Here is a 25,523-nt window from a genome sequence, read left to right as displayed (position 1 = left end):
GGCGACGACGGGACGGATACACACGTCCGTGCATCTCTCGGTGCGAAGCGGGCGGTTTTTCACCACGTCCGCGCAATCCCCCGTATGAGCGAGCCGCGCATCGTGGTCATCGACAACCACGGACAGTTCACGCACCTGGAAGGCCGGGCGCTTCGCGACGTGGGGGTCGACACGGAGATCCTCGACAACGACACCGACCCCGCCGACATCGACGCCGACGGACTCGTCCTCTCCGGGGGGCCGAGCATGGACCGCGTCGGCCGCTGTGCCGAGTACCTCGATCTGGACGTGCCCGTGTTGGGCATCTGCCTGGGGCTGCAGTTCATCGCCGAGGAACTCGGCGGCCGCGTCGAGTCGGGCGACTACGGCGGCTACGCCGACGTCGACGTGCGGATCCTGGACGACGAGGACCCGCTGGTCGGGTCGCTCGCGCCGGGAACACGAACCTGGGCCAGCCACGCCGACGAGGTCGTCGAGGCGCCGGAGGGGTTCACGGTCACCGCCGACAGCGACGTCTGCGGCGTCGAGGCGATGTCCGAAACCGACCGCGATCTCTATGGCGTCCAGTGGCACCCCGAGGTGAGCCACACCGAGCGCGGGCAGGAGGTCTTCGAGAACTTCGTCGAGATCTGCCGGTAGTCGCCCCACCCATCGGACAGCCTCCACAGTTCCTGTCACGTACCACCGTCCCGCGCGCCGAGTACGCCTCATTTTTAGGTCCCGCACGCGTTCGCCACCGTCAACGCGTATGACTGCGACCCAAAGTAACCTCGCCGGCCTCTCGCGGTTCATCTTCCGCGCGCCGTCGTGGTACACGTCGGTCGCGTTCGCCCTCCTGCTGGCGGCCGTCGCCGGCGTCGGGGCGTTCGAGCGTCCGGAGACGTCGGTCGTGTGGCGCGGCGTGCTGTTTGTCGGGCGCGACGCCTGGGAAGGAGTGTTCTTCATCGGGATCCCGACGGTCGTCGCCGGGCTCGCCACCGCCTGGGTCGACCGGCTCGTCGGGGGGAAACTCACGCCGAACCGATCGTCGTTGCTCGCGCTGGTGTGTGAGGTCGTCATCGTCGCCTTCCTCGCGGTGGGCGGACTCGCCGCGTACCTGACCCCGCTGTCCCAGCGGTTCGTCTTCGACGTGCTCGTCGTCGCGCTGGCGTCGGTGTTCGCGGTCCGCCTGCTCGTGATCATGGCCGTCTCGCGGTCGTCGCTCCCCGTGGCGGCGGTGCCCGCGAGCATCCAGACCGTCGTCGCGGCGGTGCTGCTGTTCGTCTACAGCGGCACGCTCCGCCTGCTCGAAGTGGGTGGTCCCCTGCTCGACACGTTCCTCATGCCGTACCTCGCCCGGCCCGAAGAGGCGCCGCCCGAGCTGTCGGCGATCAGCCCGGACCACTTCCTCGTGCTCGGGCTGACGTGTGCGCTGTATGCGGCGGCGGTGTGGACGTTCCTCTACGTCGTGGACCGGCCGTGGCGAAACACGCTCGGCGTCTCCGTGCTCGATTTCCTCCAGGGGTTCATCGGGCACGTCGCCGAGGGAAGCCGGGAGCTGGAGGACTTCTTCGAGCAGTTGGGCGAGGAGGCGGTCGTCCCGGTCACCGTCCTCGCGTTCCGCACGCCCGACGGCGACGAGAAGGCTCGCTGGGTGTTGCCGATGATCCACCCCGGTCCGATGGGAGAGATCGGCGGCGGCAACCTCCCGGTTCGCGTCGCGGCCGCGACCGACGGGCTCGCGTTTCCGCCGCACGCGACCGCCGGGCACGACTTCAATCTCGTCACCGAGCGCGAGGTCGACACCGTCCTCGAGGCGGTCGACCGTGCCCACGAGCGGCTCACGTACTCCCCGGAGGCGAGCGAGAGCGTCCGCACGACCGCCGGCGAGGCGTCGATTCTCGGGCAGGCGTTCGACGACGACGCCCTGCTCGTCTCGACGTTCGCGCCCGGCTTCGCGGACGACGTGGACTACGCCGTCGGGCTCTCGACGGCCGCGGAGGCGCGCACCGAGGGGCTCGACGACGTGCTGCTCGCGGACGCCCACAACTCCAACAACGGCCTCGAGGGCCCCGACCTAGGCCACGTGACGCCGGGATCGACGCGGTCGTTCGACATGATCCAGGCGGCGCGCCGTGCCGCCGAGCGTCTCGCGGTCGCGCCGCGTGGCGACCTCTCGGCCGGGGTCGCCTGGGAGCGAACCGAGTGGACTCCCCAGGAGGGGATCGGCCCGCTCGGGATCCGCGCGATGGTGACCGACGTCGACGCGGACGGCGACGGCGGCGCGCAGACCACCGCCTACGTGCTCGTCGACGGCAACAACATGGAGCCCGGTCTCCGGGGTCATCTGATCGACGCCGTCGTCGACGCGGTCGACGCCGACGAGGCGGAGGTGATGACGACCGACACGCACATCGTCAACACCGTCGAGGCCGACAACCAGGTCGGCGCCGCCATCGACCGGGACGAACTCACCGACGTGGTCGTGGACGTGGCCACCCGGGCCGTCGCGGACGTCGACCCCGTCGAGGCGGGGATGGCCACCGAGCACGCCGAGGTGACGGTGTTCGGCAACGACCGGACCGAGTCGCTCGCGAGCCACGCCAACGCCGCCGTCTCGATGGGCGGCGCGCTGGCGGCGGCGGTCATCCTCGCGTCGCTGGCCATCTCGATGCTGCTGTTCTTCGTTACCGGTGCGTGATCGGCGGACTCGACGCCTTCGGGCCGCCGGTCACCCGATTCGGGGCACCGGCCCGTTCGCGTCGGCGCGGACGAACCGACCGTCGACCGCCGTGACGCCGCCCTCGACGGTCGGGTCGACGCCGACGTGTGTGAGACCCGCGGAATCGACCCCGAGCGAGTCGGCGACGCGCTCGAACGCCCGCGGGTCCGGCTTGCGCCATCCGCAGGCGACGCTCGTCACGACGGCGTCGAAGTCGTCGCGCGACAGCTCCGAGCGCACGAGGACGCGCCCGACGAGTTCCGGCACCGCACAGTTCGCGAGCAGGCCGACCGGGCCGTCCTCTCGTGCACGGGCGACCGCGTCGACCGCTCCGTCGCGGGTGCGAACCGACGGGTCGAACGCGGCGACGACGGCCCGGCGGGCGGCGTTGCCCGGGGCGTCGACGCCGCGAGATGCGAGCGCCCGGCTCACGTGTGCCGGCAGCGGTACCTCCGCACCGGCGGGTGGATCGATGCGGGTCTCGCGATAGGCGTCCGCCCAGTCGTCGGGCACGTCGACGCCGCGACCCCGGAGTTCGTCGCCGACGGCCGCGGCGGGGTCGTCGGGGAGGTCCGCGTCGACCAGTGTGTCGAAGAGGGCGAAGGAGACGGCGCTCACGCACGGCGGTGTCCGCGGCGTCGGTATGAATCTATCGAGGCCGGTTCGGCGATTCGATATCGCGGATACCGGTGTATAACCGAGCGACCCGCCCGGCGCTCTGTGGTTCGGGACTGTCGCGACGGCGCGGGAAAACGGCGTTTCAGTGGTTTTCGGGGTCTCTCGCTACCGGATGACGTTCGACTCCAGATCGCGCGGGAAGTACGTGAGCCACTCGATCCCGCTCTCGGTGATCGCGATGGTGTCCGAGTGGCGGTAGCCGTACTCGTCGGTGTAGATCCCGGGTTCGATGGTGTAGATCTGCCCCGGCGCCATCTGGGCGTCGCTCTCGCCGACGTGGTCGTACTCGTCCCAGCCTCGGTCGAGGTACGGCGGCTCGTGGCCCCCGAGGCCGATGTTGTGGCCGACGTGGTGCTGGGCGGTGTCCTCGATCCCCTGTTCGAGGAAGTAGTCGTGGACGGCCTCGTCGACGCCGGCGATCGACTGCCCGGGGCCGAGCGCGTCGATCGCGATGTCCTGCGCCTCCAGCATCAGCTCGAAGTAGTGGACCTGCTCGTCGCTCGGCTCGCCGACGAACATGGTGCGCTCCAGCTCCGAGTGGTACCCGTCGACGTTGGCCGACGCGCCCGTGATCAACACGTCCCCCTCGGAGAGCCGTTCGTTCGGAGTGTGGCCGTGCGGAAGGGCGGTCTCCGAGCCGGAGATGTAGCCCGCGTGGACTGGGCCGCTTCCCCGGGTCCGCACCGCGTACCGATCGCCCAGCGTGTCGAGCATCGCGCGCGAGGCCTCGGTCGTGGCCCGCTGGCTCACCGTCACCGGGTGCGCGCCGACCTCGGTGTAGTCCGCGAGGTGGCGGTGCGCGAGGTTCGCCCACTTCGCCGACTCGCGCACGAGGTCGACCTCCGCGTCGGTCTTCTCCCAGCGCATCCGGTCGACCCACGACTGCGAGTCCACCTCGACGAACTCCGAGAGCGAGGGGCCCTCGTAGCCCATCACCCCGGGCGCGCCGTCGGCGTCGGAGACGACCGAGTCGACGCCCATCCCCTCCAGCATCGCCGCCGCCGTCTCGATCGGCTTCCCCTGCGGGTAGTCGAAGTAGTGATGCACGGCGTCGATCCGGGGGTTCGGCTCCACGCGCTCGACTTCCAGGCGCGGGACCGTGATCTCCATGCGGTCCTCCGTCACCGCGAGGACGACCGGCCGCTCGGTCTGGATGTGATGAAAGCCCGAGAGGTACTCGATACTCGTCGCGCCTAGGAACGTCGCCGCGTCCGCGTCGGTGTCCGCGAGCCGCCCGCGAACCTCTGCGAGCCGCGCGTCGAACTCCGATTCGGGGAGCTTCGTCGCCATGGCAGCGGCTTCGCCGCTCGCGGGATAAGCCTCGGGGAAGCGGCGCCGGGTGCTGCTGCGTCGATCGATCCCGAAAATAAACTAGTTGCTGCTATACGAAATCGCCGTGTCCGCTGTTGCGCGCGTCGCGTCGATCACGCGACCCCGTCGTCGGCGTCGATGCCGCCGAGTTCGGGCGCGTCCTCGTCGCCGCGAGCCTCGCGGAGCTTCCCGATCGCGACGGCGACGACGTAGATCGCGACGGCGACGAGGACGATGACGCCGCCGGCGGTCGCCTCGCCATAGTAGGAGACCCCGATGCCGAGCAGGACGGCCAGTTCGGCGAGAACGACCGACGTGAGCAGCGATCCGGTGAAGCTGCGGGACACCTGCGTCGCGCCCGCGACGGGGACGACGAGCATCGCGGCGACGAGGATGACGCCCATGATCTGCATCGCGCCGACGACCACCAGCGCCGTGAGCATCACCATCACGCGGTTGTACCAGTTCACGGGGATCCCCGACACCTCGGCGGCCGTCTCGTCGAAGGTGACGTACAACAGTTGGTTTCGCGTGAGCGCGACGGTGGCGACGATGACCGCGAACAGCACGAGGAGGATCGCGGCGTTCTCCGCCGACACCGTCGAGAGGTTGCCGAACAGGTACTGGTTGATCCCGACCGCGAGTCCGCCGGCGTTGAGGCTGATGAGCACCGTTCCGAGCGCGAATCCGGTCGAGAGCACGATCGCCATCGACACGTCGTTGTAGGCGTCGGTCACCTCCGAGATCACCTCGATCAACAGGGCGGCGAGAACGGCGACCACGACGGCGGTGAGGTACGGCGAGACGCCGAGACTGAGAACGCCGTTGAGAAACAGCCCGACGGCGACGCCCGCGAACGCGGTGTGTGCGAGCGCGTCGCCGATGAGGGCCAGCTGTCGGTGGACGAGGAACGTCCCGATGAGCGGCGCCATCACGCCGATACAGATGCCGACGAGGATCGCGCGGTGCATGAAGCCGTACTGGAGTAGCTCCAGCCCGGTCGCGTTCCCCAGCGCGCCCAGCAACAGCGACCACAGGTCGAGCAGGTAGTAGATCGGTGCGAGGAGCGGGTCGAGCGCGCTCCCTCCCGACTGGAGCGGACTCGGCCAGTGGCCCGCGAACGCGTCGGCGGCCCCGGTCGGAAGCGTCATCGGTCGCCCCCAACGACGCCGGCGGCGGCACCGAACGCCCGCGCGAGGGCGTCGCTCTCGACGAACTCGTCGGTCGGGCCGTCGAAGTACACCTCGCGGTTGAGACAGACGACGCGGTCGGCGTGGTCGACGACGGCACCGAGGTCGTGCTCGATGAGCAGGACGGTGATGCCGTCGTCGTTGAGCGCTTCGAGCAGGTCGTAGAACGCCTCCACCGACTCGGCATCGACGCCGACGGTCGGCTCGTCGAGCACGAGCAGGTCGGCTTCGCCCGCCAGTGCTCGGGCGATGAACGCCCGTTGGCGCTGCCCGCCCGAGAGCTTCGTGATCCGGCGGTCCGCGAACGCGCTCATGCCGACCGTCGCCAGCGCCTCGTCGACGATGGCCCAGTCGTCGGCCGAGAGCCGTCCGAAGCCGACGTGCGCGAACCGTCCCATCTTCACCACCTCGCGGACGGTGATCGGCATCTCCTTGGCGGCGCTGGCGTGCTGGGAGACGTAGCCGACGCGCTCGCCGTCGTCGAAGGCGTGGGCCGGCTCGCCGAACAGTCGGGCCTCGCCCTCGTCCGGACGGAGGAGACCGAGCATGAGCTTCATCAGCGTCGACTTCCCCGACCCGTTCGGGCCGACGACGGCGACGTACTCGCCCGCCTCGATCGCCAGATCGACGTCCTCGACCACCGGCGCGGCGGTGTAGCCGAACGTCACGTCGGACACCTCGATCGCCGTGTCGCTCTCGCCATCTGCGTCCGATATCCCCTGCCCGTTGCGCTCGGCGACGCCGGCGTCTGGGTGACTCATTCGAAGTTCCTCCACTCCTCGTTCCACCCGTCGTAGCCGGCTTCCTCGGGCGGCGTGTTCCCGAGGACGACCTCGAAGGTTGGCATGTTGACCTTGTCCGCGATCTCCTCGTACCCCCAGTCGTTCTCGACCCAGTCCTCACGCACGCCGGCGTACGGGGTCACCGGGTAGTACGCCTCCACCGAGGTCTCCGCGAGCAGCTGCTTCGCGGGGCGGCGCGTCTCGAAGACGCCCGCGCCGATGTAGCGGATGTCGTTCTCGTCGATGACGCGCTTGGCCTCGATGATGTCGGACGGCTTCACGTCGCCGCTGGCGGCGAGGTTGACCACGAGCGGGCGCATCTGCACGCCGTAGCGGTCGGCAATATACTGGAACGCGTTGTGGGCGGCCAGCTGGACCACGTCGCGGTCGGCGGCGTCGAAGATCGCCTCGTAGTCGGCGTCGATCCGGTCCAGAACCGCCGTCTTGTACGTCTCGGCGTTGTCGCGGAGACTGTCCTCGTGCTCGGGCGCCAGCTCGACGAGCCCTTCGGCGATGTTGTCGACGGCCGTCTTCGCGCGCCGTGGGTCGAGCCAGAAGTGGGGGTCGTTCCCGCGGCCCTCGCCGACGCCCTCCTCGTCCCGGTCCAGGCTCTCGGCCAGCGGGACGAGCTCGATCCCCTCGCGAGCGTTGACGAGCTGCGTGTTCACGTCGTCGTCCCGCAGCGTCTGAATGGCGCGATCGGCCCACGGCTGGAAGTCCTCGCCGACGTGAACGAACGCGTCGGCGTCGACGATGTCGCGGGTGACGCTCGCGTCCGGATCCCAGCCGTGGCCGTGCAGCCCGGTGGGAACGAGGTTCCGAACCGTGATCGGCGTGTCCGCCGCCACCTTCCGCGCGAAATCGTAGAAGCTGAAGAAGGAGGCGACGACCGTCGGACCGTCGTCGCTCCCGCCGCGTCCCGCCGCGTCGCCCAGACAGCCGGCGAGCCCCGCCGCGGCGAGGCCGCTGCCCCCCGCGAGGAACCGCCGTCTGGTCGTTCCCGGCGAACTCGCCGGGTCGCGTGTGTCGGTCATGCTCACCTGTATGAGTGCGACTGAACTGTATAGTCGTTACGACCAAAAGAAAAGATTAGACTAATCTAATTAACCAGCGATCGTGGACGTGCTTCGCCATGTACTCCTCGTATACGTCGCGAACGGCGTCGTGGAGCCGGTGAGACCGGACCGAGATCCGCGGCGGCGACGTTGCTCCCGATGTGCGCCGGGGAGGCGGGGCCGGCGATAACCGTCGAGACGGCGTCGAGGGCCGCCCGGATCGCCTCCCGACCCGCCTCGTCGGACACGTCGCCCCAGTCGCTGCCGATGTTCCACGTGCCCAGTCCGATCTCGGTCACCGCTCCCACGTCGCCGTGTTCGCGATGTCGCATGCGCGGACGCACGCCGGCGACGTGTAAGACGGATGGGATCGCGCCGCGACTCTCGTGGTGACGACGACACGAGGGCCACACGCGGAGTCGTGCGCCCGTCTTACGCGTGTGAGGGGATCCGGACGGATCCGTGGGATAGATTGATATGTATCCTATCGAAATACGGTTCGTATGAGCAAGATAACCTTCCGCGCGGACGCGGACCTCGTCGACCGCCTCGAGAGGCTCGAGGGGTCGAAAAGCGAGGTCATGCGGGAGGCGCTCCGCGAGCACCTCGACGCCGCGGAGGAGCAGCACGCCGCCGACGCGGCCGACGCTTCCGACACAGGTACGCGCAGTCCGTCGGGGGCTGCCGTCGACACTGCCGGGTCCCTCGACGACGCGCTCGCGGCCCGCGTCGACGAGCTGGTGACGGCCCGGCTCGACGAGGAGTTCGGAACCCGCCGCCGCGCCACCGACGCGGCCGTCGGCGGAGCGCGTCCGTTCGGCGTTCCGGGCGGGGCCGGCGATCGCGTTCCGTCGGTGAACCTCACGGTAAACGTCGACGGCGCGGGCGCCGCGGTCGACCCGTCCGCGGGCGTCTCACAGCCCGCATCCGCGGACGCGGAACCCGCGGCGACCGCGACGGAGGAGGGGCCCGCGACCGAGGGACCACGCTCGGCGGACGCCGCGTCGGAGGAGGGGCCCGCGACCGAGGGACCACGCTCGGCGGACGCCGCGTCGGACGCAGGCGAACGAAGCTGCGCGCAGTGCGGCGAGGACCTGTCCGACGATCACGTCTTCTGCCCCAACTGCGGCGAGAAGGCGACGCGACGCCTGTTCTGTGAGTGTGGCGACGAGATCCGTTCCGACTGGGGCTTTTGCCCGGGATGCGGTCGTCGGACGCCGGCCGCCGACGTGCTCGACGCGCCGTAAGACGACCTGTCGGCTCGGCCGTCCCCGACGGCCGGCGTAAGACATATTGACGGTATCGGTCATACAACCGCCGACATCTTTATATACAAACGGTATATTGGTACTGGTGCGTAAGACGGCCTGTCTTACATGGGTGTCGGGGCGGGGAAACTCCGGCCGTCGATGTGAGGCCACGCATGTGCGTGTCGTCGTCTTACCGGGGGAATACAACAATGGAGCGTGTGACACTACGAATCCCGAAACAGCAGATCGAGGAGGTCGAACAGATGGTCGAAACGGGGGAGTTCCCGAATCGCAGCGAGGCGATTCGGTCCGCCGTCCGCGACATGCTCAACGAGCAGGCCGACACGTCCGGCGAGCGCACGCGCGGCGAGCGCAGTAAGCGCAGCTGGGCCAAGGTGTAACGATGCAGGACATCGTTCAGGACGCGCTGGCGAACGCGGAAGCCGAGCAGCGCGACATGGAGGCGGTCGGCGACGACGACGACGAGTTCGGGGAGCCCCGGATCGTCATCGTCGGCGCGGGCGGCGCGGGCAACAACACGATCAACCGACTGTACAACATCGGCGTCGACGGCGCCGAGACGGTCGCGATCAACACCGACAAGCAGCACCTGAAGATGATCGAGGCCGACACGAAGATCCTCGTCGGCAAGTCCCTGACAAACGGGCTCGGCGCGGGCGGCGACCCCTCGATGGGCGAGCGCGCCACCGAGATGGCCCAGGGAACGATCAAGGAGGTGCTCGGCGACGCGGACCTCGTGTTCGTCACCGCCGGCATGGGCGGCGGGACCGGCACCGGCGCGGCGCCGGTCATCTCGAAGATCGCCAAAGAGCAGGGCGCCATCGTCGTCGGCATGGTGTCGACGCCGTTCAACGTCGAGCGCGCCCGCACGGTGAAGGCCGAGGAGGGGCTCGAGGAGCTCCGCAACGAGGCCGACTCGATCATCGTGCTCGACAACAACCGCCTCCTCGATTACGTCCCCAACCTGCCGATCGGGAAGGCGTTCTCGGTGATGGACCAGATCATCGCCGAGACCGTGAAGGGGATCTCCGAGACCATCACCCAGCCGTCCCTGATCAATCTGGACTACGCGGACATGTCCACGATCATGAACCAGGGCGGCGTCGCGGTGATGCTCGTCGGCGAGACCCAGGACAAGAACAAGACCCAGGAGGTGGTCAACGACGCGATGAACCACCCGCTGCTGGACGTGGACTACCGCGGCGCGTCGGGCGGCCTCGTCCACATCACCGGCGGCCCGGACCTCACGCTGAAGGAGGCCGAGGGCATCGCCGACAACATCACCGAGCGCCTCGAGGCGAGCGCGAACGTGATCTGGGGCGCCCGCATCCAGGAGGAGTACAAGGGGAAGGTCCGCGTCATGGCCATCATGACCGGCGTCCAGAGCGCGCAGGTGCTCGGCCCGAGCACGCAAAAGCAGGCCGACAAGTCACGGCAGAGCATCGAGGGCGGGGAGGCCTCGGAACTCGACTTCGACGCGAAGGCCAACGCCGAGAGCGGTAACGGCCAGGAGGCCGCCTGGCAGTCCGACGGCGGCCGCGAGGAGTCCACCGAGCGGAGCAACGGCCTCGACGTCATCCGCTGACGGCGACGCCGACGCCTCCGGGTGGGAGCCGGCGGCGGCAACGAGACGCGATCGACGGGACGGCGAACCGATCCGGCCGGTAACGGCCGTTTTCCGGATCAATCTCGACTCTCTATCGCTTTCCACGCGTGACAGCGACCGCCATCGACTCGCCACAGGTTCCTCCGTTTACGCGACCGAGACGGCCGTCGCGACCGTTCACGCCGCCTCGATGGCGTCGACCAACTCGCACTTCCTGCACACGTCGCGGGCGGTCTCCGACCCGCAGCGTTCGCACGGCGACAGGTCCGGGCCCTCGCCGTCGTCGTCGCGGTACTCGTCAGCGAGTACGCCCGACAGCTCCTCGTAGCCGGCCATGATCGAGTGGCGGACGCCCGGGTGGCGCTCCTCCATATCGAGCAGGAGCTCCTGGATCTCCCCGCGGTACGCCTCGCTGGCGTGCGGGCACTCGGCCATGTGCGACGGGAGATCGCGGAGGTGGCAGTACAGCGCGACCTCCTTCTCGGGCACGTCGCGCAGGGGCTTCGCGCGGGGGACGAAGTGGTCGCTCTCGCGCCGCTCGGGGAACGGACCGATCGATGCGTCGAAGTGCTTGGCCATCTGGGCCACGTCGCCCTCGAGGAAGTTCATCAGCGCCGTCTGTGCCTCGTCGTCGAGGTTGTGGCCGGTGAGGAGTTTGTCGGCGCCCAAGTCCTCGGCGTACGTTTCCAGCAGGTCGCGGCGGAACACGCCGCAGTAGGCGCAGGCGGCCATGTTCTCGGGGTCGTCCTCGACCACGTCGTCCATGCGGACGCCGAGCTCCTCCTCGTAGCTCACGACTTCGTGGCGCATCTCCAGATCGGCCGTCAGCTCCTCGCAGGCGACGAGCGACTCGTCGCGGTACCCCTCGATCCCCTCGTGGATGGAGAGCGCGACCAGCTCGATCCGCGGGTCCTCGGCGAACGTCTCGTCGAGGACCGTCGCGAGCACGACGCTGTCTTTCCCCCCCGAGAGGCCGATAACCCAGCGCTCGGGGTCCTCGGGCGTCGCGTCGTCGGGGAGTAGGTCGTCCTCGCGGACGCGACGGCGGACGCGCCGCTCGACCGACTCCCGGAAGTGCGACTCACAGAGGTGTGCTCCCGAGTAGGCGGCGTGCATCACCGCGTCGGCGCCGCACCTGTCGCAGTCCATTAGCGGCGAGTTGCGGCGGCGCGGGCATACCCGTTTCGCACGGGCGGCGTCGAGGCCCGGTCGTCATCCGGCGGAATGGGGCCGGAGCGTCCGTCGGTTCAGGGCGCGACCGTCGCCTCGCCGTACAGCGGCACGGTCACCAGGAGTAGGACCAGCGCGCCGACGACCGCGACTGCGCCGACAACGAGGCGGACGGCCGTCGGCCGGGAGACGACCGCGCGGCCGGCGACGAGGATCAGCATGAATCGCGCGAGGAGTTCGACGTTGCCGCCAGCGTTGCCGAGGCCGCCGACGCGAAGCACCGACACCGCGGCGGCGACGGAGCCGACCGCGACGGCCGTCGCCAGCGCCGTTCGGCGTCGGTCGCCCCACGAGGCGGTGGCGACGAGGGCGACGAGCGTGGCGTTCGAGAGGGCGAGGAGCGCGACGAGCCCGGCGACCGCGGCCGGCGAGGACCAGTTGGGGAACAGGGGTTCGAACACGGTCGCCGCCTCGCGGACGGTTCACTTCAGCGCTCGGGCGGCGCGGGCGTCGGAGCGGACGGCGGATCGGTCCCCGTCCGACGCCGGACGCGACGCGTAAGACGCTTCACCGGCGCGTGCCGAAGCGAGGGCATGGAGCGCGAGGCGGCCCTCGACCGGGTGGAGGCGATCATCGACGCCGTCGACGAGGGGCCGATGCCCGTCCCCGTCCGCGAGGTGTGGGTGTACGGCGACGTGGCGCTCGGTCTCGACCCGATCGACCGGCTGGACGTGTACGTGACGAAGGACCTCCTGATGCGCGGCGACGACCCCGACGCCGCCGCGGAGTTCGAGCGATCCCACGGGGTGAAGGGCGTCGGGAAGTCCGTCTCCGCCGAGTGGGCACGCGAGTACCCCGAGCAGATCCGTGCCAACGACAACGGCTACGCCGCGCCCGAGAAATGCCTCGCCGCGCACCTCCTGCCCGAGGACGAGCCGATCCACCTGGAGGTGTGTAACGCGCCGTTCGACCGGAACGTCAGACAACGCCTGCAGAGCGCGCTCGACCGCGGCGCCCACGAGCAGGTGCTCGACCCTCGTGGCGTGCAGTTGTACGGCGAGGGGCAGCGGGCGACCGAGACGACGGCGAAACTCCGGAACGGCGAACTCCCGTTCCCGACGCTGTCGGGCGCGCTGGAGATGCTCGGGGTCGACGAGGGCGAGGCGACCGAGATCGCCGAGGCGATGACGGCGTATCGCGAGCGGCAGGAGGGTACGACCGTCCGCGGCGACGTGGTGTAGGACGGACATCGCCGACCCGGGCGACACGTGACGCGTCGCCTCAGATCCGACCGACCGTCACGTCGAACGGGACCGTCTCGATGCGCTCGTACTCCCGCGCTTGTGCCTGCCGTGCGGCCTCCCGACCCATCTCGCGCCACTCGCGCCTGAGTTCGTCGTAGCCGTCCCCCCCACCGTCTCCGTCCCCACCCCCGTCCACGTTCCCACAACCGGTCCCGTTCTCGCCGTCGCCGTCGAGCGCTCGGCGGAGCTCCGTCTCGTGGTCCGCGAGGCCGGCGCCGCTGGCCTTTCTGGTGATATCCGTGAGGTCCGTCTCCGAGTACGGCGGCTCGACGCGCTTCTCGTGGCGGTAGCGCCGCGACTCGATGGGGGAGAGGCCGACCTCGGCGAACACTTCACGCACGCGATCGCCCATCGCCACGTCCGTCTCGACGCCCGCGATGTACGCCTCGCGGACGCGGGCCTCCAGCGACGCCTCGGTGTCGACGGTCGAGGTCACCTCCACGTCGGCGTTGTCGGGCTCGACGGCGGCGACCAACTCCGAGGAGACGCGCGCGAACTCCCGCACCGCCGCCGCGGGCTCGGGGAGGTTGATCAGGAGGGCCTGACAGACGACGAGGTCGAACGCGTCGTCAGGGAACGGAAGGCGGGTCGCGTCGCCGGCGCAGTAGTCGATGTCGTGGCTGGCCGGGTTGTCCTCTCGATCGTGTTCCGGATCGCTGTGGTCGTCGCGGTCGCCGGGGATCGCCTCGCCACCCACGTCGCGGGCGGCCGCGAGCAGGTCCGTGTCCGCGTCGACGCCGACGACCGCGGCCTCGGGCGCCTCCTCGGCCAGCACGCGGGTGAGTTCGCCCGTCCCACACCCCACATCGAGGACCCGGCGGCGACCGTCGAGATCGAGCGGCGCGAGCGCCTCGCGCGACGCCCACATCCCGCGGCGCGTACGTTCGAGATAGTCCGCAGTGAAGCGACGCATCGTCTGTTGTCCGTTGCTGACGGGCCGGCGGTGATAAGTCGGGGGATCGCTCCCGCGGTCGCCGGCGGGATTCATGCCGGCCGCGCGCGTACTGTCGCCAATGGACTACGAGACACAGCGCGAGCGGGGCGAGGCGCTTCGCGCGCTCCATCACGCCGACGACGGGCCGCTCGTCCTCCCGAACGCGTGGGACGCCGCCAGCGCGATCGTCTTCGCCGACGCCGGCTTCGACGCGATCGGAACCACGAGCGCCGGCATCGCCGTCTCTCGGGGCGTGCCTGACGGCGAAGTCCTCTCGCGTGCGGAGATGCTCGCGGTCGTCGAGCGGATCGCCGACGCCGTCGCGCATCCGGTCTCCGCCGACATCGAGGCCGGCTACGGCGACACGCCGGACGCGGTGTACGACACCGTCTCGGCCGCCATCGACGCCGGCGCCGTCGGGGTCAACCTCGAGGACGGTACCGGCGACCCCGACGATCCGCTCGTCCCCGTCGACGACCACGTCGCGGCGATCCGGGCCGCCCGCGACGCCGCCGAGGACGCGGGCGTCCCGGTCGTCGTCAACGGCCGCACGGACGTGTTCTGGCTCGGCGTCGGCGAGGAGGGCGACCGCCTCGACCGCGCGGTCGACCGCGCGAACGCCTACGTCGACGCCGGGAGCGACTGTCTGTTCGTGCCCGGCGTCTCCGACATCGAGACGATCCGGGCGCTCGTCGACCGTCTCGACGCCCCGCTGAACGTCCTCGGCGGGCCGGGGGCGCCGTCTGTCGACGCGCTGGCGGAGGCGGGGGTCGCGCGGGTTTCGGTCGGCTCCGGTCCGATGCGCGCGACGCTCGGGCTGCTCGGCGAGGTCGCCGCCGAACTCCGCGAGGAGGGGACCTACGAGTCGATGGCCGGCGGCATCCCGTACGACGACCTGAAGGAATTGCTAGAGGTCGCCGCTCAGCAGCGATCGTAACCGCGCGAGGATCGGGACGGCCGCGAGTCGGGAGAACAGTCGTTCGTCAGTCCACTAGCGAGTGCCGCTCAGACCGACTCCTCGAGGTCGTACAGGTCGCCGTACTTCGTCGTCACGTAGTCGACGAAGTAGTCGGCGGTGAAGTCCTCGCCGGTAGCCTCGCGGACCAGGTCGTTCGTCTCGTAGCGGCTCCCGTGCTCGTGGATGTTCTCGCGGAGCCACTCCTGCAGCGTCTCGAAGTCGCCCTCGCGGACCGCCCCGTAGATGTTCCCGATGTCGTCCTCGGCGGCGTTGAACAGCTGGCTCGCCAGCACCGAGCCCAGCGAGTACGTCGGGAAGTAGCCGAAGTTGCCGTGGCTCCAGTGGATGTCCTGCAGGCAGCCGTTCGTGTCCGTCTCGGGGCGGATCCCGAGATACTCCTCGTACTTGTCGTTCCAGACCTCCGGCACGTCCTCCACGTCCAGCTCGCCCGAGATGAGGGCCTTCTCGATCTCGAAGCGGATGACGATGTGGAGGTGGTAGGTGAGCTCGTCGGCCTCGACGCGGATGAGGTTGTCCTCGTACACCTGGTTGGCCGACTCGTACGCCTCCCGCGCCGTCGCGTCGGTGTCGAAGCGCTCCGCGAACTTCGGGGTCACCAGCTCCCAGAACGCCGGCGAGCGGCCGACGTGGTTCTCCCAGAGGCGCGACTGGCTCTCGTGGACCGAGAGGTCGCGCGACTCGCCCAGCGGCGTGCCGAACTGCTCCTCGGGCAGGCCGAGGTTGTAGAACGCGTGGCCGAACTCGTGGACGGTGGCCATCAGGCCGCCGAGCGGGTCCGACTCGTCGTAGCGAGTCGTGACGCGGCAGTCGTACACGTTGCCGGAGGTGAACGGATGTGAGGAGACGTCGAGACGCCCGCGGTCCCAGTCGTACCCGAGCGTCGAGAGCACGTCCCGCGAGAGGTCCTCCTGTGCGTCGGCGGGGAACTCGCCGTCGAAGGCGTCGGTGGTCACGTCCGCGTCGGACTCGCGGATCTCGTCGATCATCGGGACGAGCGTCTCCTTCAGCGTCTCGAGGATGTCCTCGGCCTGCGAGAGCGGGAGACACGGCTCGTAGTCCTCGAACAGCACCTCGTAGGCGTCGCGGTCGGGATCGATGTGCTCGGCGTACTGTCGATTCAGGTCGACGAGCGTCTCGAGGTACGGCGCGAACTGCTCGAAGTCGTCCTCGGCTCGGGCCTGCTCCCACGCGCCCAGCGCCTCCGTGGAGGTCTCGGAGATCTCCTCGACCAGCTCGGTCGGCACCGCGTCGGCGCGCTCGAACTCGCGACGGGCCTCGCGCACGAGCGCCTCCCCCTCCTCGTCCAGGTCCATCGACTCGACCTCGTCGAGCAGCTCCGCGGTGCGGTCGTCGGTGAGCAGCTCGTGGCTCAGCGACGAGAGCACCGACAGCTGCTGTGAGCGGGCGGGCGTGCCGCCCTCGGGCATCATCACCTGCTGGTCCCATCCGAGGACGCCCGCGGCGCCCTGCACGCCGTTGATGCGTTCGAATCGCTCCACTAGTTCCGTATACGCGTCGGCCGTCTCGGCCCCGCTCCCATGTGCGTCGGTAGCCATCACGCAAACCTTGCCGCCGACCCGCCTTCAACCAACCGTTACGCGACCGCGCTCACGCTCGCGCAAGCGAGCGTCACGACTCACGTGAACGGCTCACGCGAACGCTTCTGCGTCCTCGGCCATGCTGCGGTAGATCCGGTAACAGCGGTCGAGCACCTCGTAGGATACGCTCTCGGTGTCGGTGTGTGCCTCGCCGGTCTCGGCGGCGCCGCAGATCACGCAGGCGGTGCCCGCCTCCGCGAGCCACCCGGCGTCGGTCGCGTGCGGCTTCACGACGTGTTCGGGGGTGCCCGACTGCACGTCGCGGGCAACCGTCAGCGCCGCGTCCGCGAACGCGTCGTCCGAGCAGGCCATCGGCGGGAGGTCCTGCTCGACCCTCCACTCGACGCCGTCGATCGACTCGGCGCGCTCCAACGGCGCGCGCGCTCCCGGTACCGTCCGCTCGTCGACGGTCACCTCGCAGCGATCCGGCACCACGTTCCACGCCGTCCCGCCGTCGATCTCGGTGACCGCGACGCTCCCGCGCACACGCTCGCCCATGACGGTCGTCTCGGGGAAGTCGAGTTCGCGGACCACGTCGACGGCGTCGCACGCGCTGTAAACGGCGTTGACGCCCTTCTCCGGGATGCTCGCGTGCGTGCTCTCGCCCGAGGCGACGAGCGTGCTCGCGCGCCGCCCCTTGTGCGCGACGACCACGTCGGTGACGCCCTCGCCGGAGTAGTTCGTCGACCCCTCGCCGACGACGGCGAACTCCGGCGTGAAGCCGTCCTCGATGGCCGCGCGGGCGCCGACGCCGCCCAGCTCCTCGCCGACGAACGAGGCGAAACACAGCTCCACCCCGTCGGGGTCGGCGTCCCTGAGGGCGCACATCGCGGCGGCGACGGCGCCCTTCATGTCGGCGCTCCCGCGGCCGTACAGCCGGCCGTCGCGTTCGTCGAGCACGTACCGCTCCTCGCCGTCGTCGCCGACGGTCGTCTGCGACTTCGCCGGCGGCACCACGTCGTGGTGGCCGACGAGCGCGACGGTCGGCGCGTCGGGGTCGCCCGTGCGGGCGAACACGTTGCCGTGCTCGTCGCGGTCGACGGTGGCGTCGGTCTCCGCGCGGAGCCACGACTCGATGGCGTCGCCGGCGGCGGTCGGGTCGTCGTGGCTCGGGATCGACACCAGTTCGCGTGTGAGCGCGCGGAGGCCGTCGGGATCCGTGGCGTTCGTCTCCTCGTCGAGGCCACCGCTCGCGTCGTCGTCGCTCATACCCGTCCGGGCGGTCGGCGCGAGCATAACTCCGGCGTCGCCGCGTTCCGGCCGACCGACCGCGTGCAAGCAGTCTTAAACCGCTCCCGACCCCACATCCGATATGAACGTCGTGCCGGACACGAGCGCGGTCATCGACGGCCGCGTGTCGGAGCGGGTCGCGGACGGGGACTACGAGGGGGCGACGGTGTTCGTCCCAGAGGCCGTCGTCGGCGAGTTGGAGGCGCAGGCCAACGCCGGCCACGACACCGGCTGGGACGGCCTCGCCGAACTCCAGCGCATCGCCGAGCTCGCCGACGAGGGGACGATCACCGCCGAGTTCGTCGGTCGTCGTCCGACCGTCGCCGAGCAGGAGGGTGCCGGCGAGGGCGACATCGACGCGTTGATCCGGGAGCTGGCGGTCGAACACGAGGCAGTCCTCCTCACCTCCGACTTCGTGCAGGCGGAGGCGGGGAAGGCGACCGGTCTCGACGTGGAGTACGTCGAGGCGGTGCCCCGCGGCGTCACGGAGGACGACGGCCTCGACGTCGAGCGGTTCTTCACCGACGACACGATGTCCGTCCACCTCAAGACGGGAACCCGTCCGAAGGCGAAACGCGGCGACATCACCGACCTCCACTACGTCCACATCGACGAGGAGGGCGACCTCAGCGACGAGGAGCAGATGGCCGTGTGGGCCGACGAGATCGAGGCAACCGCCCGCGCGTCGAACCAGGGGTTCATCGAGCTGTCGGAGCCGGGGATGACGATCGTCCAGTACCGCAACTACCGGATCGCGGTCGCTCGCCCGCCGTTCTCGGACGCCGTCGAGATCACGGCGGTCCGGCCGATCGCGAAGACGACGCTCGACGACTACGAGTTCGCGGACGAACTGCGAGACCGCTTCACCGAGCGCCAGCGCGGCGTCCTCATCGCGGGCGCGCCCGGCGCCGGGAAGTCGACGTTCGCGCAGGCGGTCGCGGAGTTCCTCAACGACAGCGACTACGCGGTGAAGACGATGGAGAAGCCGCGCGACCTGCAGGTCTCCGAGGAGATCACCCAGTACACCGCGCTCGGCGGCGACATGGCCAACACGGCCGACTCGCTGCTGCTCGTCCGGCCGGACTACACCATCTACGACGAGGTGCGCAAGACCCACGACTTCGAGGTGTTCGCGGACATGCGCCTCGCGGGCGTCGGGATGGTCGGCGTCACGCACGCGACGCGCGCCATCGACGCGCTCCAGCGGCTCGTCGGCCGCGTCGAGTTGGGGATGATCCCGCAGGTCGTCGACACCGTCGTGTTCATCGAGGCCGGCGCCGTCGACACCGTCTACGACGTGACGACCCAGGTGAAGGTGCCCGAGGGATTGACCGCCGAGGACCTCTCGCGTCCCGTGATCCAGGTCGTCGACTTCGAGACCGGCGTTCCGGAGTACGAGATCTACACGTTCAACAACCAGGTCGTCACGGTGCCGCTCGACGGCGCCGACGGCGGGGGCGGCGAGACGGGCGTCGACCGCCTCGCCAGACAGGAGATCGAACGCGAGATCCGATCGGTCGCGCGCGGCCACGTCGACGTGGAGCTGCAGGGCCAGAACGACGCCGTCGTCTACGTCGAGGAGGACGACATCAGCTACGTGATCGGCAAGGGCGGCGGCCGGATCACCGACATCGAGAACCGCCTCGGCATCGACATCGACGTGCGAACCCACGCCGACCGTCCCGGCGACTCGGGGGGGGCCGCCGGCGCCTCGGGCGCGGGCGATCCCGCGTCGACGCCGAAGCCGCAGGGGGAGGTCGTCCAGCCGGAGATCACGAGCCGCCACGTCGTGATCCGGATGGACGAACACGTCGGGGAGACGGTCGAGGTCCGCGCCGACGACGAGTACCTGTTCACGGCGACGGTCGGCCGCGGCGGCGACATCCAGGTCTCGCGGGGGAGCGCCATCGCCGAGGAGCTGGAGGACGCCATCGATCGCAAGCGGACGATCACCGTCGTGCCGGCCTGACGCCGACGCGGTCGCTCGTGCGTCGGGTAGGGTTCCGTGGGGCTGACACCGGGACCCGTCGGGATCGCACGCCGTCGAGTCCCGGGGTTTCGCGGGACGGCGCGCGGTCGGCGTCACCGCACGGAACGGCGTGGTCCCGGCTTCCGACTTGAATCCTCGTGGCTGTGGCTCCCCCCTCGCAACCCGGTCGAGAACACCGAAATCGTGTGGACGCGCGTCGGTCGCGGGGCTACCGGCTCACTCGGCGCAGGTCGCTTCCTGGCCGCCGTCGGCTTCCGCCTTCTGGGGTGCGTCGATCTGATAGAGGTTCTGTCGGGCGTCGGCGAAGTAGACGTCCTCGTCGACGATACCGATGTTTTCGAGTCGTTCGAGCGCGTACCGGACGGTCCGGGCGGACAGCATCGACTCCTCGACGATGCCTTTCTGCGTCAACGGTCCGTTGTACTCCAGTACTTTGAACACGAGCTTCGCGCTGGGAGGGAGATCGTCGAGTGACTCCTCGTCGGTTCCGGCCATCGTTACGAATCGAAACACCGGACACTGATAAAGGTACACCGAACATTATTCGGTGTCCGTGTTCGGGCATCGGCCAAGCGAACCCCTTTTGTCGCCGGCTGGCGGACCTACGCCCATGGCTACGGAAACAGCTTCGGGGCTCTCCGACCACCTGCGCGGGGTGACCGTCACCACCGTCGCGTGTCTGGCGGGCATCGCCGCGGCGCTCGTCTCCGCCTCCCTTCCGTTTCTCGGGGTCGGCGTCGACGCCGCGACGAACCGGCTCGCCCTTCTGGTGGTCGCGGTCGCGGTCTTCGTTCAGATCCCACTGTTGAAGCTCCTCGGGGTTGAAATCGAGGACTTCGGTATCAAGGACAACCTGTACGTGGCGTTCATGACCTTCACGCTGTGGTTCATCTCCTACGGCGTCATCCTCTCGGCGAACCTCCGATAGATGGCCGACGACAGCATCGCGGTCGTCGACCTCGACCGGTGTCAGCCCGATCGGTGTAACTACGAGTGCGCGAACTTCTGTCCGCCCAACCGCACCGGGAAGGACTGCATCGTCGAGCGCGGCGACCACTACGCGGAGGACGAACCGTACGACGGCGGCCCCGACCAGGTGTGGATATCCGAGGAGATCTGTCTGGGCGAGACGTGCGGGATCTGCGTCGAGAAGTGCCCGTTCGACGCCATCGAGATCATCAACCTCCCGTCGGAACTGGAGAACGATCCGGTTCACCGCTACGGCGACAACGCGTTCGGACTGTACGGCCTTCCCGTGCCCGAACCTGGGACGGTGACGGGCATCCTCGGTCCCAACGGGATCGGGAAGTCGACCGCGGTGAAGATGCTCTCGGGGGAGCTGATCCCGAACCTCGGCGATCACGCCGACGAGGCGACCTGGGACGCGGTCCTGGAGCGCTTCAAGGGAACCGAGCTCCAGAACTACATCGAGCGCGTCATCGAGGGCGAAGTCGAGGTCGCCCGCAAGCCGCAGTACGTCGACCAGATCCCCAAGCAGTTCGACGGCAACACCCGCGAGCTGCTCGAACGGACCGACGAGCGCGGCGTGCTCGATTCCCTCGTGGAGCGGCTCTCGATCGGTCCGGTGATGGACCAGGACATCGACTCCATCTCCGGCGGCGAGCTCCAGCGCGTCGCGCTGGCGGCGACGCTCGCGCGCGACGCGGACTTCTACTTCCTCGACGAGATCACGCCGTATCTGGACATCGGCCAGCGGATGACCGCCGCGCGGCTCATCCGCGAGCTCGCCGACGACGGCGAGCGCTCGATGATGGTCGTCGAGCACGACCTCGCCATCCTCGACCTGCTGGCGGACACGCTGCACGTCACCTACGGCGAGCCGGGCGCGTACGGCGTCGTCACGGACCCGAAGTCCACCCGAAACGGCATCAACGAGTACCTGAAGGGGTATCTCGACAACGAGAACATGCGGATCCGGCCGGACTCGATCACCTTCGACGAGCACGCGCCCCGCGAGATCACGCGCTCGCAGGTGCTGTTCGAGTACCCCGACCTCGAGAAGTCCTACGCCGACGGGGAGTTCTCGCTTTCGGTCGACGGCGGCGCCGTCCACGAGTCCGAGGTGCTGGGCATCGTCGGCCCCAACGGGATCGGGAAGTCGACGATGGCGAAGCTGTTCGCCGGGAAGCTGGAGCCCGACGAGGGCGAACTCGACGTCCGGCTCGACATCGCGTACAAGCCGCAGTACATCGAGATCGACCAGCCGATCCGCGTGGACGCGTTCCTCTCGTCGATCGCCGACGACTTCGGCTCCTCCTACTGGGACACCGAGATCGCCCGCCCGCTCCAGCTCAACCCGATCATGGAGCAGAACCTCACCGACCTCTCGGGCGGGGAGCGCCAGCGCGTCGCCATCGCGGCGTGTCTCTCCGAGGACGCCGACCTGTACCTGCTGGACGAGCCGTCGGCGCACCTCGACGTGGAACAGCGCGTGCAGGCGACGACCGCGATCCGCCGGTACGCCGAGAACCACGACGCGACGGTGATGGTCATCGACCACGACATCTACATGATCGACCTGCTGGCCGACCGGCTGATGGTGTTCGACGGCGAGCCCGCCGTGCACGGACACGCGACCCGGCCCCAGGGGATGCGCTCGGGAATGAACGACTTCCTCGGCGACCTGGACATCACGTTCCGCCGCGACGAGCGGACGGGGCGCCCGCGGATCAACAAGCCCGATTCGCAGCTCGACCGCCAGCAGAAAAGCGACGGGGAGTACTACTACTCCCGGTAGGCCGGTTCGGTTCTCTCGCTCGATTCGTCGCCGGTCACGCTTCCGGAACGAACTCCGCCGCGACGACCCGACCTAGTCCCGCCTGTACTCCTTGCGGTACCCGTTGAACTCCGAGCGGTGGGCCTCCTCGTCGGAGAGGATCGTCACGGCGAGATCCTCGGTGACGGGGTCGTCCGCCGCCTCCGCCGCCTTGATGAGGTCGCGGTACAACGCGATGGCGCCCTCCTCGGCGTCGATGACGCCCTCGATAACCGACAGCACGTCCGTCGAGTCCTCCGGCGGCTGCAGCGAGTCCTGGCTCGCGGTGAACTCCGCCGATCCCGGCGGCCGCGCGTCGAGCTGCTTCAGTCGGTTCCCGAGCTGTTCGGCGTGGGTCAGCTCCTCCTGGATGTCCGTCTGGAGGCTCTCTTTGATCTCTTCGGCGCGCACGCCGTCGAGGACGATCGCGTTCGTCTGGTAGTTCATTACCGTCTCCATCTCGTCGCCGTACGCCTCGCGCAGCAGGTCGATGACTTTCTCGGACATGACGACTCGATGTCGTCGCCCCGCGGCAATATAGCTGTCCGCCGGAGCGGGAACGTTGGAACGAGAGATCGAACGAACCGACGGGACCCGAACGCGCGAAACGGTCGGTGCGGAGGGCTACAGGTGTTCGCGGGCGCAGGTGCCACAGAGGTGTTCCTCTTTCACGTCGACCTCGCGCACCGTCGGGGAGAAGGACATCACGCACTTGCTGTTGTCGCAGTGCTCCAAGCCGAGGGTGTGGCCGATCTCGTGGACGATCTCCTTGCGGACGCGATCGGAGAACACCTCGCTGGAAGGCTTGGAGGTGACGCCGCCGTCCGAGGAGGTCTGGAGACGGTACGTGGAGACGACCGAGCCGTTGCCGTTGAGGTACGCGAGCCCGAAGACGTAGTTCCGTCGACGGTAGTACAGGTCCTGCGGGGTGATCCCGATGTTCTTCTCGCCGCCGCCGGTCCGCGAGACGAGCTCGATGAACTGCTCGGCGCGGTACTGGTTGCGGCTGCGGTCGTACGCGCCCTCCGGGATCGACTGCTCGTCGTGAACCGTCACGTCGCAGTCGTACACCGAGCGGAGACCCGCCGACGCCTCCCGCTTCACCTGCGCGGAGACGTCCCCGATGGGCACGATGTCGACAAGCATGAACGTGCTTATGATGGGTGCGAACATAAGTTACCCGACCGTGTCAGACGATCGTCGCGCCGCAGTCCGCCGGAAACTCGGTCGGTTCGACCGACTCTGCGAGGTCGGAGTCGGCACCCGCCACGCGGTGGCCGCGGGCCTCGCGAGCGACGGCCGCGCGGTGGCCGCGACGGACGTGGTCGAGCGGGATCCCCCCGAGGGAGTCGCGTTCGTCCGCGACGATATCGTCGCCGCCGCGGACTGTCGAGAGCCGGGTGCCCACTACCGCGTCGACTGCGTGTACGCGCTCAACTCCCCGCCGGAACTGCACCGCCCACTCGTCGGCGTCGCCGACGCGGTCGACGCCGCCTGCTGTTTCACGACGCTCGGCGGCGACCCGCCGGCGGTCGACGCGACGCCGCTGGCGCTGCCCGGCGGCGACACGCTGTACGTCGCTCGCGACCCCGACGACGTGCTCGTCGAGTGAGGCGCCTGTCGCCGTGCTCGTCGAGTGAGGTGACCGCCGTCGTGGCGGAGCAGCCCATCACACGGAGTCGCAACGCCCATACGCCGCCCACCCCCTCCCGTTCGTATGCGAGTCGACACGGTCGTGTTGGACGTGGACGGCGTGCTCGTCGACGTGGCGGATTCGTACCGTCGGGCGGTCGTCGAGAGCGTCGAGCGGCTGTACGGCGACACCCTTCCCCGGGAGGACCTCCAGCCGTTCAAGGACGCCGGCGGCTTCAACAACGACTGGGAGCTGAGCGACGCCGTCGCGCTGTACGTGCTCGCCCGCGAGCGCGGACTCGACGCCGACGTCGCGGGGTTCACCGCCGCGATCGCCGCCAACGGAACCGGCCTCGCGGGCGCCCGCGCGACGATCCGCGACGCTCTCGGCGACGACGCGGCCGACGAGATCGAAGCCCAGTGGGACCCCGACGCGCTGCGCGAGACGTTCCAGGCGCTGTACCTCGGGGCCGAACTGTACCGCGACATCGAGGGCGGGGAGCCGCCGTTCGAGGCGCCGGGGTTCATCCACGACGAGCCGGTGATCCTGACGGAAGCGACCGTCGAGGCGCTCGCCGACCGCTACCCGGTGTGCGTCCTCACGGGCCGCCCCGCCGCGGAGGCGGACATCGCCCTCGACCGCGTCGGCCTCGACGTGGCCGCGGACCGCCGGTTCACGATGGACGACTGGGAGGAGGGCAAGCCTCATCCCCGGGCGCTCGTGACGTTAGCCGAGCGAACCGACGCCGACACCGTCGCGTTCGTCGGCGACACCCTCGACGACGTGCGCACCGCGGTCAACGCCGACGCCGCGGACGACTCGACCGCCTACTACGGGATCGGCGTCCTCACGGGCGGACTCACCGGCGACGACGGTCGAGCGAGGTACGCCGACGCCGGCGCCGGCGCCGTCGTCGAGAGCGTGAACGACCTGCCGGACCTGCTGGAGTGACCGCCCCGTGAGCGAGCGAGGCAGCGACGACGGACAGGACGGTAACGGGCGGGGCGACGACGGACAGGACGGTAACGGGCGGGGCGACGACGGACAGGACGGTAACGGGCGGGGCGACGACGGACAGGACGGTAACGGGCGGGGCGACGACCGACGGACCCGGATCGCGCGACTCGTTCGATTCCTCACCTTCGTGGCGATGCTCGACCTGTTGGCGCTGGCGCTCGCGACGCAGTTCGTCCCGCCGGACCGCCTGACGCTGGCGCTTACGGTCGGGCCGATGCTGGTGGTGTCGCCGGTGCTGGCGTACTGGTTCGTGTACAAGCGCGGCGGTGCGGTCGGGAGGTGATCCGCCACAGTCGTG

At 69.4% G+C, this 25,523-nt stretch carries 26 protein-coding genes and 1 pseudogene; 13 read left to right on the top strand and 14 right to left on the bottom strand.

Going from position 1 to position 25,523, the window contains the following annotated elements:
* Nucleotides 1–84 precede the first annotated feature (84 nt).
* Both K6T25_RS04755 and K6T25_RS04750 read left to right on the top strand, forming a co-directional pair.
* Nucleotides 85–639: a GMP synthase subunit A gene (locus tag K6T25_RS04755; RefSeq protein ID WP_222916931.1), complete on the top strand. Its 555-nt coding sequence runs from the start codon at nucleotides 85–87 to the stop codon at nucleotides 637–639.
* Nucleotides 640–748: 109 nt separating this feature from the next.
* A complete protein-coding gene (locus K6T25_RS04750; RefSeq protein WP_222916929.1) occupies nucleotides 749–2,680 on the top strand; it encodes a DUF2070 family protein in 1,932 nt (643 codons plus the stop codon).
* A gap of 30 nt (nucleotides 2,681–2,710) precedes the next feature.
* Here the strand turns inward: K6T25_RS04750 and K6T25_RS04745 are convergent, their stop codons facing one another.
* The 6 genes and pseudogenes from K6T25_RS04745 to K6T25_RS15755 form a co-directional block, all read right to left on the bottom strand.
* Nucleotides 2,711–3,319, bottom strand: a complete 609-nt coding sequence (locus K6T25_RS04745) for an HAD family hydrolase (protein ID WP_222916927.1) — start codon at nucleotides 3,317–3,319, stop codon at nucleotides 2,711–2,713.
* Nucleotides 3,320–3,484: 165 nt separating this feature from the next.
* Nucleotides 3,485–4,669, bottom strand: a complete 1,185-nt coding sequence (locus K6T25_RS04740) for a M24 family metallopeptidase (RefSeq protein WP_222916925.1) — start codon at nucleotides 4,667–4,669, stop codon at nucleotides 3,485–3,487.
* A gap of 134 nt (nucleotides 4,670–4,803) precedes the next feature.
* Nucleotides 4,804–5,841, bottom strand: coding sequence for a metal ABC transporter permease (locus tag K6T25_RS04735; RefSeq protein WP_222916923.1), 1,038 nt, complete (start codon nucleotides 5,839–5,841; stop codon nucleotides 4,804–4,806).
* Nucleotides 5,838–6,641, bottom strand: coding sequence for a metal ABC transporter ATP-binding protein (locus K6T25_RS04730; protein ID WP_222916921.1), 804 nt, complete (start codon nucleotides 6,639–6,641; stop codon nucleotides 5,838–5,840). The genes K6T25_RS04735 and K6T25_RS04730 overlap by 4 nt, the downstream gene beginning before the upstream one ends.
* On the bottom strand, nucleotides 6,638–7,696 hold the full coding sequence (locus K6T25_RS04725) for a metal ABC transporter substrate-binding protein (RefSeq protein ID WP_222916919.1): 1,059 nt from the start codon (nucleotides 7,694–7,696) through the stop codon (nucleotides 6,638–6,640). The genes K6T25_RS04730 and K6T25_RS04725 overlap by 4 nt, the downstream gene beginning before the upstream one ends.
* A gap of 221 nt (nucleotides 7,697–7,917) precedes the next feature.
* Nucleotides 7,918–8,049 (bottom strand): annotated as a pseudogene (locus K6T25_RS15755) (aldo/keto reductase); the annotation flags it as partial.
* A 171-nt stretch (nucleotides 8,050–8,220) separates the two neighbouring features.
* On the opposite strand from K6T25_RS15755, the gene K6T25_RS04720 reads away from it, so the two are divergent.
* The 3 genes from K6T25_RS04720 to ftsZ all read left to right on the top strand — a co-directional run bounded on the left by K6T25_RS04720 (nucleotide 8,221) and on the right by ftsZ (nucleotide 10,573).
* Nucleotides 8,221–8,964: a double zinc ribbon domain-containing protein gene (locus K6T25_RS04720; RefSeq protein WP_222916917.1), complete on the top strand. Its 744-nt coding sequence runs from the start codon at nucleotides 8,221–8,223 to the stop codon at nucleotides 8,962–8,964.
* A gap of 212 nt (nucleotides 8,965–9,176) precedes the next feature.
* Complete coding sequence (locus tag K6T25_RS04715; RefSeq protein ID WP_073306558.1) at nucleotides 9,177–9,368, top strand: ribbon-helix-helix domain-containing protein; 192 nt, start codon at nucleotides 9,177–9,179, stop codon at nucleotides 9,366–9,368.
* A 2-nt stretch (nucleotides 9,369–9,370) separates the two neighbouring features.
* A complete protein-coding gene (gene ftsZ, locus K6T25_RS04710; protein WP_222916914.1) occupies nucleotides 9,371–10,573 on the top strand; it encodes a cell division protein FtsZ in 1,203 nt (400 codons plus the stop codon).
* 198 nt (nucleotides 10,574–10,771) lie between these two features.
* Here the strand turns inward: ftsZ and ncsA are convergent, their stop codons facing one another.
* Both ncsA and K6T25_RS04700 read right to left on the bottom strand, forming a co-directional pair.
* The gene (ncsA, locus tag K6T25_RS04705) at nucleotides 10,772–11,743 is read right to left on the bottom strand and encodes a tRNA 2-thiolation protein NcsA (protein WP_222916912.1); all 972 of its coding nucleotides are present in this window, start codon (nucleotides 11,741–11,743) and stop codon (nucleotides 10,772–10,774) included.
* 98 nt (nucleotides 11,744–11,841) lie between these two features.
* A complete protein-coding gene (locus K6T25_RS04700) occupies nucleotides 11,842–12,225 on the bottom strand; it encodes a hypothetical protein (RefSeq protein WP_222916910.1) in 384 nt (127 codons plus the stop codon).
* A gap of 132 nt (nucleotides 12,226–12,357) precedes the next feature.
* On the opposite strand from K6T25_RS04700, the gene K6T25_RS04695 reads away from it, so the two are divergent.
* On the top strand, nucleotides 12,358–13,005 hold the full coding sequence (locus K6T25_RS04695) for a DUF7095 family protein (RefSeq protein ID WP_222916908.1): 648 nt from the start codon (nucleotides 12,358–12,360) through the stop codon (nucleotides 13,003–13,005).
* A 40-nt stretch (nucleotides 13,006–13,045) separates the two neighbouring features.
* Here K6T25_RS04695 and K6T25_RS04690 read toward each other — a convergent pair whose 3' ends face one another.
* Nucleotides 13,046–13,981, bottom strand: coding sequence for a class I SAM-dependent methyltransferase (locus K6T25_RS04690; protein WP_222916906.1), 936 nt, complete (start codon nucleotides 13,979–13,981; stop codon nucleotides 13,046–13,048).
* Between the two features lie 100 nt (nucleotides 13,982–14,081).
* Here K6T25_RS04690 and K6T25_RS04685 point away from each other — a divergent pair, with 100 nt between their 5' ends.
* Entirely contained in the window at nucleotides 14,082–14,939 is an 858-nt protein-coding gene (locus K6T25_RS04685) for an isocitrate lyase/PEP mutase family protein (RefSeq protein WP_222916904.1), read from the top strand.
* A 68-nt stretch (nucleotides 14,940–15,007) separates the two neighbouring features.
* Here the strand turns inward: K6T25_RS04685 and K6T25_RS04680 are convergent, their stop codons facing one another.
* The gene (locus K6T25_RS04680) at nucleotides 15,008–16,537 is read right to left on the bottom strand and encodes a carboxypeptidase M32 (protein ID WP_222916902.1); all 1,530 of its coding nucleotides are present in this window, start codon (nucleotides 16,535–16,537) and stop codon (nucleotides 15,008–15,010) included.
* Nucleotides 16,538–16,630: 93 nt separating this feature from the next.
* Nucleotides 16,631–17,788, bottom strand: a complete 1,158-nt coding sequence (locus K6T25_RS04675; protein ID WP_222916900.1) for a M20 family metallopeptidase — start codon at nucleotides 17,786–17,788, stop codon at nucleotides 16,631–16,633.
* Nucleotides 17,789–17,891: 103 nt separating this feature from the next.
* Between K6T25_RS04675 and K6T25_RS04670 the strand changes: the two genes are divergently transcribed.
* On the top strand, nucleotides 17,892–19,778 hold the full coding sequence (locus tag K6T25_RS04670; RefSeq protein WP_222916898.1) for a PINc/VapC family ATPase: 1,887 nt from the start codon (nucleotides 17,892–17,894) through the stop codon (nucleotides 19,776–19,778).
* Between the two features lie 237 nt (nucleotides 19,779–20,015).
* Here the strand turns inward: K6T25_RS04670 and K6T25_RS04665 are convergent, their stop codons facing one another.
* On the bottom strand, nucleotides 20,016–20,294 hold the full coding sequence (locus tag K6T25_RS04665) for a MarR family transcriptional regulator (protein WP_222916896.1): 279 nt from the start codon (nucleotides 20,292–20,294) through the stop codon (nucleotides 20,016–20,018).
* A gap of 115 nt (nucleotides 20,295–20,409) precedes the next feature.
* On the opposite strand from K6T25_RS04665, the gene K6T25_RS04660 reads away from it, so the two are divergent.
* Nucleotides 20,410–20,727, top strand: coding sequence for an EMC6-like membrane protein (locus tag K6T25_RS04660; protein WP_222916894.1), 318 nt, complete (start codon nucleotides 20,410–20,412; stop codon nucleotides 20,725–20,727).
* The gene (locus tag K6T25_RS04655; RefSeq protein ID WP_222916892.1) at nucleotides 20,728–22,557 is read left to right on the top strand and encodes a ribosome biogenesis/translation initiation ATPase RLI; all 1,830 of its coding nucleotides are present in this window, start codon (nucleotides 20,728–20,730) and stop codon (nucleotides 22,555–22,557) included.
* A 72-nt stretch (nucleotides 22,558–22,629) separates the two neighbouring features.
* Here the strand turns inward: K6T25_RS04655 and K6T25_RS04650 are convergent, their stop codons facing one another.
* Both K6T25_RS04650 and K6T25_RS04645 read right to left on the bottom strand, forming a co-directional pair.
* Nucleotides 22,630–23,082, bottom strand: coding sequence for a ferritin-like domain-containing protein (locus tag K6T25_RS04650; RefSeq protein WP_222916890.1), 453 nt, complete (start codon nucleotides 23,080–23,082; stop codon nucleotides 22,630–22,632).
* 117 nt (nucleotides 23,083–23,199) lie between these two features.
* Nucleotides 23,200–23,721 (bottom strand): archaemetzincin family Zn-dependent metalloprotease, encoded by a 522-nt coding sequence (locus K6T25_RS04645; protein ID WP_222916888.1) that lies wholly within the window; start codon nucleotides 23,719–23,721, stop codon nucleotides 23,200–23,202.
* A 40-nt stretch (nucleotides 23,722–23,761) separates the two neighbouring features.
* Between K6T25_RS04645 and K6T25_RS04640 the strand changes: the two genes are divergently transcribed.
* From K6T25_RS04640 to K6T25_RS04630, 3 genes are all read left to right on the top strand, one after another.
* Nucleotides 23,762–24,187, top strand: a complete 426-nt coding sequence (locus tag K6T25_RS04640; RefSeq protein ID WP_225917803.1) for a UPF0146 family protein — start codon at nucleotides 23,762–23,764, stop codon at nucleotides 24,185–24,187.
* Nucleotides 24,188–24,292: 105 nt separating this feature from the next.
* Nucleotides 24,293–25,159, top strand: a complete 867-nt coding sequence (locus K6T25_RS04635; RefSeq protein WP_222916886.1) for a TIGR01548 family HAD-type hydrolase — start codon at nucleotides 24,293–24,295, stop codon at nucleotides 25,157–25,159.
* A gap of 7 nt (nucleotides 25,160–25,166) precedes the next feature.
* Nucleotides 25,167–25,508, top strand: coding sequence for a DUF7534 family protein (locus K6T25_RS04630; RefSeq protein ID WP_222916884.1), 342 nt, complete (start codon nucleotides 25,167–25,169; stop codon nucleotides 25,506–25,508).
* Nucleotides 25,509–25,523 lie beyond the last annotated feature (15 nt).

The sequence above is a fragment of the Halobaculum rubrum genome (assembly GCF_019880225.1).
Classification (GTDB): domain Archaea; phylum Halobacteriota; class Halobacteria; order Halobacteriales; family Haloferacaceae; genus Halobaculum; species Halobaculum rubrum.
The sequence above is the reverse complement of the archived record's forward strand: the minus strand, read 5'-3'. Positions and strand labels throughout refer to the sequence as shown.

What these genes read in the sequence shown, in the direction of transcription:
- K6T25_RS04755 (WP_222916931.1), top strand. Translation starts at nt 85, where the DNA reads ATGAGCGAGCCGCGCATCGTGGTCATCGACAACCACGGACAGTTCACG.
- K6T25_RS04750 (WP_222916929.1), top strand. Translation starts at nt 749, where the DNA reads ATGACTGCGACCCAAAGTAACCTCGCCGGCCTCTCGCGGTTCATCTTC.
- K6T25_RS04740 (WP_222916925.1), bottom strand. Translation starts at nt 4,669, where the DNA reads ATGGCGACGAAGCTCCCCGAATCGGAGTTCGACGCGCGGCTCGCAGAG.
- K6T25_RS04735 (WP_222916923.1), bottom strand. Translation starts at nt 5,841, where the DNA reads ATGACGCTTCCGACCGGGGCCGCCGACGCGTTCGCGGGCCACTGGCCG.
- K6T25_RS04730 (WP_222916921.1), bottom strand. Translation starts at nt 6,641, where the DNA reads ATGAGTCACCCAGACGCCGGCGTCGCCGAGCGCAACGGGCAGGGGATA.
- K6T25_RS04725 (WP_222916919.1), bottom strand. Translation starts at nt 7,696, where the DNA reads ATGACCGACACACGCGACCCGGCGAGTTCGCCGGGAACGACCAGACGG.
- K6T25_RS04720 (WP_222916917.1), top strand. Translation starts at nt 8,221, where the DNA reads ATGAGCAAGATAACCTTCCGCGCGGACGCGGACCTCGTCGACCGCCTC.
- K6T25_RS04715 (WP_073306558.1), top strand. Translation starts at nt 9,177, where the DNA reads ATGGAGCGTGTGACACTACGAATCCCGAAACAGCAGATCGAGGAGGTC.
- ftsZ (WP_222916914.1), top strand. Translation starts at nt 9,371, where the DNA reads ATGCAGGACATCGTTCAGGACGCGCTGGCGAACGCGGAAGCCGAGCAG.
- ncsA (WP_222916912.1), bottom strand. Translation starts at nt 11,743, where the DNA reads ATGGACTGCGACAGGTGCGGCGCCGACGCGGTGATGCACGCCGCCTAC.
- K6T25_RS04695 (WP_222916908.1), top strand. Translation starts at nt 12,358, where the DNA reads ATGGAGCGCGAGGCGGCCCTCGACCGGGTGGAGGCGATCATCGACGCC.
- K6T25_RS04690 (WP_222916906.1), bottom strand. Translation starts at nt 13,981, where the DNA reads ATGCGTCGCTTCACTGCGGACTATCTCGAACGTACGCGCCGCGGGATG.
- K6T25_RS04685 (WP_222916904.1), top strand. Translation starts at nt 14,082, where the DNA reads ATGGACTACGAGACACAGCGCGAGCGGGGCGAGGCGCTTCGCGCGCTC.
- K6T25_RS04680 (WP_222916902.1), bottom strand. Translation starts at nt 16,537, where the DNA reads ATGGCTACCGACGCACATGGGAGCGGGGCCGAGACGGCCGACGCGTAT.
- K6T25_RS04675 (WP_222916900.1), bottom strand. Translation starts at nt 17,788, where the DNA reads ATGAGCGACGACGACGCGAGCGGTGGCCTCGACGAGGAGACGAACGCC.
- K6T25_RS04670 (WP_222916898.1), top strand. Translation starts at nt 17,892, where the DNA reads ATGAACGTCGTGCCGGACACGAGCGCGGTCATCGACGGCCGCGTGTCG.
- K6T25_RS04665 (WP_222916896.1), bottom strand. Translation starts at nt 20,294, where the DNA reads ATGGCCGGAACCGACGAGGAGTCACTCGACGATCTCCCTCCCAGCGCG.
- K6T25_RS04660 (WP_222916894.1), top strand. Translation starts at nt 20,410, where the DNA reads ATGGCTACGGAAACAGCTTCGGGGCTCTCCGACCACCTGCGCGGGGTG.
- K6T25_RS04655 (WP_222916892.1), top strand. Translation starts at nt 20,728, where the DNA reads ATGGCCGACGACAGCATCGCGGTCGTCGACCTCGACCGGTGTCAGCCC.
- K6T25_RS04650 (WP_222916890.1), bottom strand. Translation starts at nt 23,082, where the DNA reads ATGTCCGAGAAAGTCATCGACCTGCTGCGCGAGGCGTACGGCGACGAG.
- K6T25_RS04645 (WP_222916888.1), bottom strand. Translation starts at nt 23,721, where the DNA reads ATGCTTGTCGACATCGTGCCCATCGGGGACGTCTCCGCGCAGGTGAAG.
- K6T25_RS04635 (WP_222916886.1), top strand. Translation starts at nt 24,293, where the DNA reads ATGCGAGTCGACACGGTCGTGTTGGACGTGGACGGCGTGCTCGTCGAC.